Genomic DNA, 12,935 nt, shown 5'->3' on the forward strand with positions numbered 1-12,935 from the left:
GTCTGGATTCACGGCGGCGGTTTCACGATCGGTTCCAACTCGCAGGCGCTCTACGACGGCTCGGTTCTCGCCCGTCGCGGCGACGTGGTTGTTGTCACGGTCAACTATCGCCTCGGGCCGCTGGGCTTCATCCGGCTCAGCGACGTGACCAATGGCAAGATTCCGTCGAGCGGCAACGAAGGCATGCTCGATCAAGTCGCGGCGCTCGAATGGGTCCGCGACAATGTCGCGGAGTTCGGCGGCGACCCGGGCAACGTCACTATCTTCGGCGAGTCGGCCGGCGGCATGAGCGTCGGAACTCTGCTCGCGATGCCCGCGGCGCGCGGCCTGTTTCACAAAGCGATTCCGCAAAGCGGCGCATGCCACACCGGCGCTCCCGTTGCGCGCGCGAATCGCACGGCCGAGCGAGTGTTGTCGAAGCTTGGCGTGAACGCCGGCGATGCTGCTGCTATCCGCGCATTGACGCCCGCGCAATTGCTCACCGGGACGCTGCTCGCCGACGGCAAGACGCCTGATCCTGAACTCGGGATGGCGTATCAGCCGGTCATCGACGGTGCTCACGTGCCGCGCGCCGCGATCGAGATGGTCGCGGACGGGTCGGCGTCGGGCGTGGCCGTGATGGTCGGTTCGACGCTCGAAGAATGGAAGTTGTTCTCGCTGATGGACCCGTCGTTGCACAAGCTCGATCGCGCAGGCCTGGGCGCGCGGATGAGCCGCCGACTGACGGCCGAAGCGGCAGACGCCGTGATCGATTCTTACGCGAAGGCGCGCGCGCAGCGTGGCGAGTCCGTCACGCCCGCTGATTTGTTCACCGCGATCGAAACCGACCGCGTCTTCCGCATCCCCGGCGTGCGCCTCGCGCAGGTCCAGCCGCGTCACGACGCGCGCGTTTACAGCTATCTCTTCACCTGGCCGTCGCCTGCGATGGGCGGCGTGCTCGGCTCCTGCCACGCACTCGAGCTCGGCTTCGTCTTCGGTACCAATCAGATTCCGGGGATGGCCTCATTCGCAGGCGCCGGCCCAGCCGCAGAAAAGCTGGCAACCCAGATGCAGGACGCATGGCTGGCATTCGCAAGATCAGGCGACCCGAGCAGCGAGAGCATCGGCACGTGGAAGGCTTACGATGAGGCACGTCGTCCCACGATGGTCTTCGGCGCAAATACAAAGCTCGAAGACGCCCCGCGCGACGAAGAACGTCACGCCTGGGACGAAGTCCCCGACAAGATCTTCGGCTCGCTGTAGAAGCAAGCGCGCTCGTCCTGTTTTATATCTGGTTCCCCTTCCCCTTGGGGAAGAGGTTAGGGGTTAGGTTCTTCTGCGCGACCAGCGCCTTCCGGATATGCTCCTTCACCGCCTCAACGTCGAGCATCGCGTCATTCGAAATTCTGAGAACAGTTACCCCAATGCTGGTGATCGCCTTGTCTCGCGACTCATCGTACTGCCACTGCTCTTGATGGACACCGCCGTCGAGTTCGATCGCCAATTTCGCAGCGTCGCAATAAAAGTCAGCGATGTACCCTTCGATCACCTGCTGCCGACGGAAATGAAACCCGTCCAGCGCATTTCGGCGAAGAGCCTTCCAAAGTCGGCGCTCGACCGGAGTCATTTCACGGCGTAGTTGTTTGGCGAACGCGAGCTTGTCCGGATGGACGTTTTGGCCGCTCGTGATTTTGCTGCTGCGAGTCATAGGCGTGTCGGTTGTAGTAGATAACCTAACCCCTAACCCCTTCCCGAGCGGGAAGGGGAACCAGATTAAAAGACGACGCCGCCCCTGAGTCTAAGATTCTGTTTCCTTACCGCATCACTCCAGCGATAGATCGACGCGCGTGGTCTTGCCCTGATCCTTGATTCCGTTGGCATCCAGCTTCGGCGCGATTATGAACATCCGCCCCGAGTCGACCTGCTTCGTGCTCAGATACGCGCGCACCGCGTTCGCGCGCGCATCCGCAAGATTCTTCAGGTCCTGATCGCTCACCGTAGTGCTGGCGAGGATTAGTTTTTTCATTTCGTCGGGCGGCTGCGACTTGGCAAATCCCACTACGTCGCGCGGCTTCTTGAAATCGCCCGCGCTGTAAACCTTTGCCAGATATTTGTTGTAGTCCTCCGTTGACAGCGCCTTTTTCGCGCTCCCATCCGCGCTGTCTCCCTCACTCTTGTGCCTGAGCACCTGGATACTGTGATCGAGCGACGCTTCTTTGTAGCCATCGGTGTCGAACTTTGGATCTATGCGCCCCTCGATGTTGAGCTTCAGCGCGGTTCGATCCGCCAACGCCTTTGCGACCGTGTCGAGCTTCTGCTGACTCTCCGGCGTCAGCGTCGAATAGCCGGGCTTGAACTCGATATAGCCGAGGTCCTGCTGCGCGCCTCCGCCGCTGCCACCGAACGCCGCCGCTATCAGCGAGAACGGCGCGGTCGCCGCCTTGACGATCAGATTCATGAACGCGCCGAGGACGATGGCGCCAATGCTGAACTGCGGATCGGACAACGATCCCGAGATCGGGATTCGCACGTCGATTTGCCCCTTCGAATTCTTAAGCAGCGAGACCGCCAGCCGAATCGGCAGATTGGTCGCGTCGGGGCTGTCCACGTGATCGCCGAACGTCAGCTGATCGATAAAGATGTGGTTCTCAGCCGTCAGCTTGCCGGTGTCGAGCAAGTAATGAACGTCAACGGTGAGTGTGCCTTTAGTGATCGGATAGCCGGTGTACTTGGTCGTGTATGGCGTAAAGCCGGTCAGTTCGATCGCGTCCGCCTTCGCCTTGATATCGACAAACGCCGTCGGCGCCAGCGGATTTATCGACCCGTCGATATTGAGCGGCGCGCTCCCGTTGATTTTTCCGTCGAGTGAAACCGGCGCGGGCTCAGTCGATTTCGTCCCGAACGCGCCGACGCTACCCTCCATGTCGGTCATGTTCGCGGTGTAGTTGGGCTTGATGAAGTTGTCGGTGTAATCGACCTTGCCGCCCTTTAGCGTGATCTTGCTCAGCTCGACATCGGCATTCATCGGCTGCCCCTGGTACGGTTGCGCTGGACTCGCCTCCGCTGCCGGGCTGGCTCCAGGAGCAGTCGCGGCTGCTACGCTGGGCGCCGCTGCTGGTGCCGGGGTCGGGCTCGGCGCCACTGGAACCGCGCCCTTCGAGCCAGGCTCTCCCGCCGCTCGGGTCAACGACGTGGGCGCTTCCTGCGGGCTCGCCGTGATGTCCTTCAGATTCAACTTGCCGGTGCTGTTGAGAATAATCCGCGAATAAAAATCGTTCAGCGCGATCAGCCCAACGTGCACTTTCGGCGGACCTTTGCCGAGTGCGAAATCGATCCGATTCACGTTGAGCGCGTTCATTCTGAAAAACAGATCGTTGGTCAGCTTGTCGAGCATCCGCACGCTGCCGAGCGACGCGTCGCCCTTGTAGCTGACGAGAAAGTCCTTGCTCTGCTGCTCGAGCCCGACCGCGCCGTCCATCGTCAGGTTCGCGCTCGTGATGACCGCGTTCAATCTGCTGCTGACGTACGGATCCGCAAACGTCAGATCCAGCTTTTTTGTTCCGATGCGGAGGTCGGCTTTGAGCGGCGCTATCGCTGCCGTGCCGGTGACTTTGAAAGTACCCTTGCGATTCAGCGTGCCGTCGATGTCGACCCCAAAAGGTTTAGTGAAGTTGCTAGTCACGTCCTTGAGATGCAGATTCAGCGGCGCGACGGCGACGGTCACCGGTTTCGGCGCGCTTTCGTCCACGAAGGTTGCGTCGGTCTGATCGAGCGAGACGGAAGCCACCTGGAATTGAAAACCCGGTGACGCCGGCGCCGCCGGGGCTGCGGGCGGAACGGGCTTGCGCTCCGCTCGCTTGCGCTCGCGCGGCATTCGCCTCGTCGGTCGAGCAGACGCGCGCTCGGCCGATGGCGGCGGCTCGTTACTACGCATCAGCGATTCGAGACTCAATTTGCCGTCGCGCCCACGACGCACGAACAGATGCATTCCGTCGCTTTTCACTTCGGTGACGGTCGCCTGGCGCGACGCCAGATCGAACTGCCCGAGCGCGACGCTGAAATTTTTCCACAGCACCGGTTTTTCTTTTTCGTGCGGAGCATCGACTTCGAAATTGTCGATCGCGACGCTCGCCGGCTCCGCGTGCACGTTGAAATGATCGCTCGCAAAATGCGTCAGCACCGTGGCTTTCGAGCTCAACTTGCCCGACGCCACGGTCGCCGCCAGAAACTTCTGCGCGAACGGCTGCAGCGCCGGCAGATCGAGCTTGTCGATCGAAACATCCGTCGTAACCTGCGATTGCGAGAGATCGAGCGCACCATTCACCGCGAGCGCGCCGCCGCTGTGAACGTTCGTGGTCACGTAAAACGTCGCCGGCGATTTCCCGAGCGTCCGAAGATTCTTTACGCCTACTTCCAGCGCGTCGAGCGCCGCGTTCGCGGGCGTCGCACCGCTGTTGTCCTGCACCGTCACGCCGCTCTTGGTGAGCACGAACGACTCCAGCTGAAAATCCATCGGCTGTTTCGCAGTCGATGGACCCGCTACGGGCACCGCCTGCTGCACGACGTTGCCCGCCGGCGTTGGCGCGGCCGCTGGACTGCTCACAGCAGCGACTGGCGCTGGAGGACCCGCCGCAGGAGCTGCATTGCCGCCCGCCAGCGACGAGAGATTGTTGGTGCCGTCGGGATTCAGCCGGACGTTCGCGAGCAGTCCATCGATCCATATCGATCTCAGATAGAAGACCGCGCCGAGCGGCTCGACGTCGGTCAGCTTCACCTCCGCATGTTTCAGCGCGACGAGCGGAGCGTCGGCGAGGTCGCGAACGTCGAGCTGATCCAGCGCGACGGTCCCGTTCACGCGAATCAGAGGCTGCGATTCCGCCTGCACGAAATGCACATAGAGGTCCGTGGACATCGATCCAGTCTGAATTTTGACGGGCAGCTTCGTCGGCGCGTAGCTGACGTAGAGCGGCAGGTCGAGCCGATGCAGTTTGAGATCGACCACCGAGTCGCGCGTCGCCTGGAAGGGCTTGGCCACGCCGGCAATTCGCAGCGGGCTGCCGTCGATGACCATCTGAACCAGCGGCTGAACGAAGACGTCTACGTCGGCGGGCAGGTTCGCGATGAACGGCACGTTGATCTGAATCTTGTCGATCTTGTGCTGCTTGCCGAGCAATTGATCGTCGATCGTTATTTCACCGTCGCGCAGCTGAATATTGGAAACCGCGAATCGCTGCGGTGAGCTCGGCGCGACCGGTTTCGGCTTGGCCGGCGCCGGCGCGCTTTCGAGCAGATCTGAAAAGTTGAATTTCTGCTGCGACTCCCTGACGACATGGATCGCCGGCTTGTCGATCACGACTTCGCCAACTACCGGCGCAAATCTGAAGAGCGACGTCCACGAAACTTTCAGCGTGAGATGCCCTAGATCGACGAACGGTTTCTGCGGACTATCACGCTCGCCGACGTGCAACTGGTCGAGATCGAGCTTCAGCCGATAAAGATTGAAGCGGATTTTGCCAACCGTCACTTCGCGATGGATACTGCTGGCGACCGGGCCGGTCAGCACGTGCCGCAGCACAGGCGGAACCGCGATGTAAGTCGCCAGCCCAAGAAACAGCACCACCGCGACGACGATCACGCTGATTTTGCGCACACGTCGCGAACGACCCAACTCTTGCGTGCGCGCGACCCACGGCTTCGAGGGGTGAAAAACCCCTCTCAAACGTTCGAACGCTCTGCTCAGAAAGTTCGCCATGAACCTACGTCAGCCTGACGCCGCCAGCGTGAGCCGTAACCGGCCAATAGTCAATTCGTCGGGTACACCTTAGAGTTGGCTATCGGTTGTGGATACCCAGCCAGCGCCGCCGATCCACCACGATCGGCCGCTGGCTCTTCAACAGCGCGTATGCTTCGTCGAGCGTCTTGCCGCGCCTGGTTTTCAAGAACCACGCCACCACCAGCGGCGCGCGCTCGCATCCTTCCTCGCAATGCACCAGCACGCGACGGCCTTGCGCGAGCTCGTCGTCGATCAGCGCCGCCGTCCGGTCGAGCGTCACGACGCCTTCCGCGAGGAACGGCATATGGATCGCCTGCGGCGGCTCGCCTTCCGGCACGTCGGGCAGCACGCTGATAATCGTCCCGTCGAATTTCTGCGCGTCCTGCAAATCACCGACGAACAGCCCCGGAATTATCTCGCTCTCTTGCCAACTCGCGGCCATAGGCCTGTGCAGCTTGACGGGCGAACGGACATTGCGTCAACCTCGCGCAATGAATCTGCCACGACTGCATATCGAAGGACGATGGTTCGTCGACGAACATCGACGCCGCGTTATTTTGCGCGGGGTCAACCTTGGCGGCGATTGCAAAGTGCCCTACCCCGACGGCGGCACTAATTTCCCGTCCGGCTTTTCCAACCATCGCGAGATCTCCTTCATCGGCCGTCCGTTTCCGATCGCCGAGGCCGAAGAGCACTTCTCGCGCCTGCGCGCGTGGGGCTTCAACTGCTTGCGTTTGCTGACCACGTGGGAGGCCGTCGAGCATCGCGGCCCGAATGACTACGACGTCGAATACCTCGACTACTTCGCCGAGTTGTGCCGGCTCGCCGGTGACTATGGCTTCTATGTATTCGTGGATTTTCACCAGGACGTATGGAGCCGAATGAGCGGCGGCGACGGTGCACCCGGTTGGCTATTCGAAAAAGTTGGAATTGACTATCGACGAATCGCCGAGTCGGGCTCTGCTCATGTAATGCAACATCTGTATGACTATTCGCGCGGCGGCCGCCAGGAAGATCGCTACCCGACCATGAGCTGGTCGGCGAACTCGCGGCATCCCGCCAACGGCATCATGTGGACGCTGTTCTTCGCCGGCCGCGATTTTGCTCCTGCACTGACTATCGACGGCGATAACGTTCAGGACTACATGCTCGAGCACTACCTCGCAGCGATGCGCGAGATCGCGCGCCGCGTCCGCGACTTGCCCAACGTCATGGGCTTCGACTCGCTCAACGAGCCGACTCCCGGATGGATCGGGCAATCGCTCAGCTATCGGCATCTCGGTCCGAGCGAAACCAACCCAAATCGGGCGATGCCGGGGCTGGCCTGGTCGCCGATCGATGGCCTGCTCGTATCGCATGGAGTCGCGCGCTCGATACCGGTGCTCGATTTCGATCCGGCGACCAAGGCGGTCGTGCACAAACGCGATCGCACGATCAATCCCGACCGCATCTCCATCTGGGCCGACGATCGACGCGATCCGTTCGAACAAGCGGGTGCGTGGAAGCTCAACAAGGACGGCACTTTCGACGTTTTGCGCGACAATTTTTTCCAGCGGGTCGGCGACCGCAAGGTCAACTTCATCGAAGATTACATGGGACCGTTTCTCGCGCGCGTCGCTGAGTGTATGCGCGAGATTAATCCCGACTGGATCCTGTTTGCAGAACTCGATCCACACTCGGGCTTCTTCGGCCCCGGCTTCCCCGCCGACACTCCGCCCAACACCGTCAACGCCGGCCACTGGTACGACGTGGTGACGCTCGCGACCAAGACCTTTAGTCCGAACTTCAGCCTCGCGCCGATGGCCGGTGAAATAGCGGACGCCGCCGAACAATTGCAGGCGCGCTACGAACGCCAGCTCGGCAAAGTTGCGAGAATGTCAGAGACCGTGAACGGCGGCGCGCCCACCCTCATCGGCGAATGCGGAATTCCGTTCGATTTGAACGGCGCCGAAGCGTACCGCGCCTTCAAAGCCGGCGATCGAAGCGATACGCCATGGACGCCTCACATCATCGCTCTCGACCTTATGTACAATGCGCTCGATACTCTGCTCATCAATAGTACGCAATGGAACTATACTGCTTCGAACAGGAACGATCTGGCTATTGGCGACGGCTGGAATCAGGAGGATCTGAGTATCTTCTCGCGCGACCAACAGACTAATTCCGCCGACATCAACAGCGGCGGGCGCGCGCTTGCCGGCTTCGTCAGACCTTACGCGATGGCGACACAGGGCATTCCGCAGAAAATGAAATTCGATCGCGTTACGGGATTGTTCGACTATACTTTCGACAGCGATCCGGCCGCAGGCGGCGTGACCGAGATATTCGTGCCGCGTCTTCAGTATCCACGTGGATGCGAGATCGAAGTGATTGGCGGCGTCGCGGAACTGAATCCGGACAACCAGCGCGCCGTCATTAAGGTCGTCCAGGCCGGCGAAGTCCGCGTCGTCATATGCCGCAAGGTCTGAACGGCAGCTGTGCGGCTAGTTGTACTTGCGTTCTTTCCACCACGGAAAGTACGCAGGCATGTCCTTGGAAACTTTGTCGGGAAACTTTGCCGGCCGCTTTTCCAGAAACGACGCGACGCCCTCTTTGACATCCGCCGAGGACCCGCGCGCGAAGATTCCGCGGCTGTCTACCTTGTGCGCTTCCATCGGATGGTCCGCGCCGGCCATCTTCCATAGCATCTGGCGAATCAGCGCGACCGACACTTGGGACGTGTTGTCGGCAATCTCGCGAGCGAGTGCCCGCGCCGCTGGTATAAGTTGATCGGGTTTGTAGATCTTTTTGATCAGCCCGCCTTCGAGCGCTTCTTCGGCGGCGAATACGCGCCCGGTGAATGTCCATTCCAGCGCCTGCGAGATGCCGACGATCTTAGGCAGGAACCAGCTTGAGCATGCCTCAGGTACGATCCCGCGCCGCGCGAACACGAATCCGAAGCGCGCGTTCTCCGACGCCAATCGCACGTCCATCGCAAGTTGCATCGTCACGCCGACGCCGACTGCCGGGCCGTTCACCGCCGCAATCACCGGCTTCAGACACTCGAAGATGCGCAGGGTCAGCCGCCCGCCGCCGTCGCGAACTGCCTCGTTGCTCCAATCGACACTGCCGTCTGCCTTAATCGCGGCTTTCCGGTCCGGGCGATCTTCGCGCGTCGAGTCGAAGGTCCTCGGACCCGCCGACAGGTCGGCGCCCGCGCAGAACGCGCGGCCCGCGCCGGTCACGATTATCGCGCGCACGTTGTCGTCCGCATCGGCCTTGTCGAACGCGTCGAGCATCTCGTTCATCATGATGCCGGTGAAGGCGTTGAGCTTCTCGGGGCGGTTGAGCGTGATCGTCGCGATATTTTCCGCGACCTCATAAATGATCTGTTCGTACGCCATCAACGGGCCTCCCGCCTACTTCACGAACAGCATCAGAGCTTCGTAAACCACCGCCGGCTTTTGCGAACCGACTACCTGGATTTCCGTCTCCCGCGTGAGCATCGTGCCCATCGGCCGCGGCTCTACCGCGATCAGCCGCGAGCGGGCATGGACGCTGGCGCCGGCGGGCACCGGCGCGACGAAGCGCAGCTTGTTCGCGCCGTAATTCACGACATTGCGAAATCCCGCGATCGTGTATTCGTCGGTGCCCTTAAACGCCGGGAGCAGGCTGAGCGTCAGAAATCCGTGCGCCACCGGGCCGCCGAACGGACTTTCCTTTTTGCACCGCTCGATATCGATATGGATCCACTGATGGTCGCCGGTCACATCGGCGAACTGGTTGATTTTTTCCTGAGTCACGTGAATCGGCTCGCTCCACGGACCGAACTCCTTGCCGATCTTCGCCGTGAGCGCCGGTATATCGTCAAACTTGATCGTCTGCATCGTCGTTCCTCTCTTCGATGTTTTCGGTTGCACGCAAACTCTGAAGACTTCCTCGGTTCTAGCCGAGTCGGGTTTCATAATGCAACTAAAATTAGCGGAGCGTGCTGGTGGACGTCACGGCGAATTCGCAATTATTTTGCGAAGAGCGAAGCGCAATGCGAGCACGCTCTCCTAACCAGCGATGATTTAATGACGTGGAATTTCAATCGGGCCCGGACAGAGGGCCACCTCAGGAGGGCGACGCGTTATCGTCAGCGAGAATCCCGGAGCGTAGGTCGGGCCACCGCCTTGCGCGTTGGCCGTCTGCTGGAAGTCGAGATAGTTGCTACCCGCAGTGGCATCGGGCGCGCATCGACGCCGACGGGCGACATCGCTCGCTCCTAGATCGTTTTCGAAGTGTCGATTCTCATCTGAAAAAGCAGTTGACGCGAACGCGGCGCGGCGAAAGCCGCAATTCAACGAATCTGAGCATTCAGAGCCCCACGCCTGGTTGAAAGCGTAACCGAGCGCAATGAACATCACCAAGGTCATCCAAAACCCCAGCGAAAAAAACATCTTGGCCATAGTCGTCTTCCTCTTCGCGAATGAACGAGCATTTTTCATGCCCGAACGAACCGCAAAGAGAATTCTGAACGACCTGCGCCGCGAGACCTGTAGAATTTACAGCCGGCTGATTTTTATCGGATCCGCGCGATCATCGGCATGTAAATTCAACCTGCCTACTGATTAGCCACCTCGAGTTCGATCCGGTCCGCGTATTTTTTGATCGCCGCTTCGCGCAGCCGCGGGATGTGCTGCGTCGGGAACAAGCCGTCGGTCGCCTTGTAGTCGCGCAACACCTGGCGAGCGAGCGTAATCTTGTGGACCTCGGTGGGGCCGTCGGCCAGTCCCATGTGGAAGCTCTGGATCACCTGCTCGACAAACGGCATCTCGCCCGTGGCGCCGAGCGAGCCGTGCAGATGCAGCGCGCGCGCCGCCACGTCATGAAATACTTTTGGCATCAGCGCCTTTACCGCCGCGATATCCTTGCGCACCTTCAGATAGTCCTTGTAGCGATCGATCTTCCACGCGGTGCGCAGCACCAGCAGTCTGAATTGCTCGATCTCCATCCACGAGTCCGCGATCTTTTCCTGCACCATCTGCTTGTCTGCCAGCCGCGAGCCCTGCGTCGTGCGCGACAGCACCCGCTCGCACATCATGTCGAAGGCCTTGCGCACCTGGCCGATCGTCCGCATCGCATGATGGATCCTGCCGCCGCCGAGCCGCGTCTGCGCCACCACGAACGCGCCGCCGCGGGGCCCGAGCATGTGATCCTTCGGCACGTGAACGTCTTCGTAGCGGATGTACGCATGACTGCCGCCGCGCTCATGCGTCCCGACGCCGAGATTCTTCAAAATGTTCACGCCCGGAGTTTCCTTCGGCACGATGAACATCGACATGCGGTTGTATTCCTTCGCATCGGGATCGGTCACCACCATTACGATAAGGAACGACGCGAGATGCGCATTCGACGAGAACCACTTCTCGCCGTTGATCACCCAGCTATCGCCCTTCAATTCCGCATGCGTCTTGAACACCTTCGGATCGGCGCCGCCCTGCGGCTCGGTCATCGAGAATGCGGAGACGATTTCGTTATTGAGCAGCGGCTGCAGATATTTTTTCTTCTGCTCGGGCGTACCGTAATGCGCGAGAATCTCGGCGTTGCCCGAATCAGGCGCCTGGCATCCGAACACGATCGGCGCGTAGGTCGCGCGCCCCAGGATTTCGTTCATGAGTCCGAGCTTGACCTGCCCGTAGCCCTGCCCGCCGAGCTCCGGCCCCAGGTGGCAGGCCCACAACTTGCGCTTTTTCACTTCGGCCTGCAGCGGCCGCACCAGCGCGTTGCGTTTCGGATTGCGCACGTCGTACGGATGGCAGTCGAGCACGAACTCGAGCGGCTCGACTTCCTCGCGCACGAATTTTTCGATCCAGTCGAGCTCCTTCTGGAACTCCGGCTCGGTTTCAAAATCCCAACTCATGATGATTCGTCCTCCGTGTAGAGTGTTGTCCCGCCGATACGCTGGGCTGAGACTCACACGCGGATTCTCGCCAATACGAAGTGTTTTTACCAGAGCACGGTGCCGTGTTCTGTTTTTCGCGTCCCATTTTTTGTGTCATCCCGAGCGAAGCCGAGGGACCCCGGATCTTTTTGGATGCGGAACACAGCACCCCCATCCATGGAGTGAACGCAGATGCCGCAATGAGACGCGCTGACGCGCGAGATGCTTCGCTGCGCTCAGGATGACGTGAAAGGCACTTCGGTCGCCGTCAAGCGTGGTTGCGCCGACCGGCGTCGAGAAAGATCCGGGTCCCTCGGCTTCGCTCGAAATGACACAATAACCCGGGATGCCACAATAGAGGACGACATAGGAACTGGACTGGAATCGTTCGACGCAGCCACGCAAGATGACCCTGTAAGCATCGCCATGAAACTCTCGATTATCGACCAATGTCCCGTGCCTGCCGGCTTTACCACCGGCGACGCGTTCCGCAACACAATCGAGCTTGCTCGGCTTGCTGACCGGCTTGGGTACGAGCGCTATTGGATCGCGGAGCATCATGCGACTGGTGCGTTCGCCAGTCCGGCGCCGGAAGTGCTTTTGGCGCGCGTCGGCGCCGAGACTTCGAACATCCGCATCGGCTCGGGAGGCGTGATGCTCCCGCACTATAGCCCGATGAAAGTCGCGGAGGCTTTCCGCGTGCTGCACGCACTCTATCCCGGACGCATCGATCTCGGCATCGGGCGCGCGCCGGGCGGCAGTCCGCTCGATTCATTCGCGCTGCGCCGCGATCGCAATTCGCAGCTAACCGAGGACGACTTTCCCAAGCAACTGCTCGAGCTGATTGCGTTCCTGCACGGCGGCTTCCGGCCCGATCACGCTTTCAGCCGCATCGAGCTTTCGCCTGCTATGCCCGGTGCACCCGACGTCTGGCTGCTCGGCTCGAGCATGTGGAGCGCGGCCGCCGCGGCGCAGCTCGGCTTGCCCTACGCCTTCGCGCACTTCATCGATCCCACTCACACGCGCGCCGCGATCGAGTACTACCGCGCTCACTTCATCGGCTCGAACGAACTCTCCGCACCGGTCGCCATCCTGGGAATCGGCGCGATCTGCGCGCCGACTGACGCCGAGGCTCAGCGGATGGCGTCGAGCGTGCGGCTATTCGTGCGTCACGCGCGCCAGGGAATGCGCGGTCCGATTCCCACGCCTGAGCAGGCTCTCGCTGAGTTGGGACCCGGCCCTCTACCCGACGACGTGATGTCGCGCGAGACGGGCGAA

General features: G+C 61.0%; 10 protein-coding genes. 3 read left to right on the forward strand and 7 right to left on the reverse strand.

Annotation, left to right across the window (positions count from 1 at the left end):
* On the forward strand, nucleotides 1-1,242 hold a 1,242-nt coding region (locus tag VIW95_RS02635), incomplete at its 5' end, for a carboxylesterase/lipase family protein (protein WP_331583750.1).
* 22 nt (nucleotides 1,243-1,264) lie between these two features.
* On the opposite strand, the gene VIW95_RS02640 is transcribed toward VIW95_RS02635, so the two are convergent.
* The 3 genes from VIW95_RS02640 to VIW95_RS02650 form a co-directional block, all read right to left on the reverse strand.
* Nucleotides 1,265-1,687: an endonuclease domain-containing protein gene (locus VIW95_RS02640; protein ID WP_331583752.1), complete on the reverse strand. Its 423-nt coding sequence runs from the start codon at nucleotides 1,685-1,687 to the stop codon at nucleotides 1,265-1,267.
* 114 nt (nucleotides 1,688-1,801) lie between these two features.
* Complete coding sequence (locus tag VIW95_RS02645; RefSeq protein ID WP_331583754.1) at nucleotides 1,802-5,629, reverse strand: DUF748 domain-containing protein; 3,828 nt, start codon at nucleotides 5,627-5,629, stop codon at nucleotides 1,802-1,804.
* Between the two features lie 181 nt (nucleotides 5,630-5,810).
* Nucleotides 5,811-6,194 (reverse strand): dual specificity protein phosphatase, encoded by a 384-nt coding sequence (locus VIW95_RS02650; RefSeq protein ID WP_331583756.1) that lies wholly within the window; start codon nucleotides 6,192-6,194, stop codon nucleotides 5,811-5,813.
* A gap of 49 nt (nucleotides 6,195-6,243) precedes the next feature.
* Here VIW95_RS02650 and VIW95_RS02655 point away from each other — a divergent pair, with 49 nt between their 5' ends.
* Nucleotides 6,244-8,220, forward strand: coding sequence for a glycoside hydrolase family 5 protein (locus VIW95_RS02655; protein ID WP_331583758.1), 1,977 nt, complete (start codon nucleotides 6,244-6,246; stop codon nucleotides 8,218-8,220).
* 15 nt (nucleotides 8,221-8,235) lie between these two features.
* On the opposite strand, the gene VIW95_RS02660 is transcribed toward VIW95_RS02655, so the two are convergent.
* The 4 genes from VIW95_RS02660 to VIW95_RS02675 form a co-directional block, all read right to left on the reverse strand.
* Nucleotides 8,236-9,135: a crotonase/enoyl-CoA hydratase family protein gene (locus VIW95_RS02660; RefSeq protein ID WP_331583760.1), complete on the reverse strand. Its 900-nt coding sequence runs from the start codon at nucleotides 9,133-9,135 to the stop codon at nucleotides 8,236-8,238.
* Between the two features lie 15 nt (nucleotides 9,136-9,150).
* Nucleotides 9,151-9,618, reverse strand: a complete 468-nt coding sequence (locus tag VIW95_RS02665; RefSeq protein WP_331583762.1) for a MaoC family dehydratase — start codon at nucleotides 9,616-9,618, stop codon at nucleotides 9,151-9,153.
* Nucleotides 9,619-9,804: 186 nt separating this feature from the next.
* Entirely contained in the window at nucleotides 9,805-10,182 is a 378-nt protein-coding gene (locus VIW95_RS02670; protein ID WP_331583764.1) for a hypothetical protein, read from the reverse strand.
* 155 nt (nucleotides 10,183-10,337) lie between these two features.
* The gene (locus VIW95_RS02675; RefSeq protein WP_331583766.1) at nucleotides 10,338-11,636 is read right to left on the reverse strand and encodes an acyl-CoA dehydrogenase family protein; all 1,299 of its coding nucleotides are present in this window, start codon (nucleotides 11,634-11,636) and stop codon (nucleotides 10,338-10,340) included.
* Between the two features lie 447 nt (nucleotides 11,637-12,083).
* Between VIW95_RS02675 and VIW95_RS02680 the strand changes: the two genes are divergently transcribed.
* The coding region (locus VIW95_RS02680; RefSeq protein ID WP_331583768.1) for an LLM class flavin-dependent oxidoreductase at nucleotides 12,084-12,935 on the forward strand (852 nt) is incomplete at its 3' end.

The sequence above is a fragment of the Binatus sp. (SeqCode) genome, assembly GCF_036522015.1.
Taxonomy (GTDB): Bacteria; Desulfobacterota; Binatia; order Binatales; family Binataceae; genus Binatus.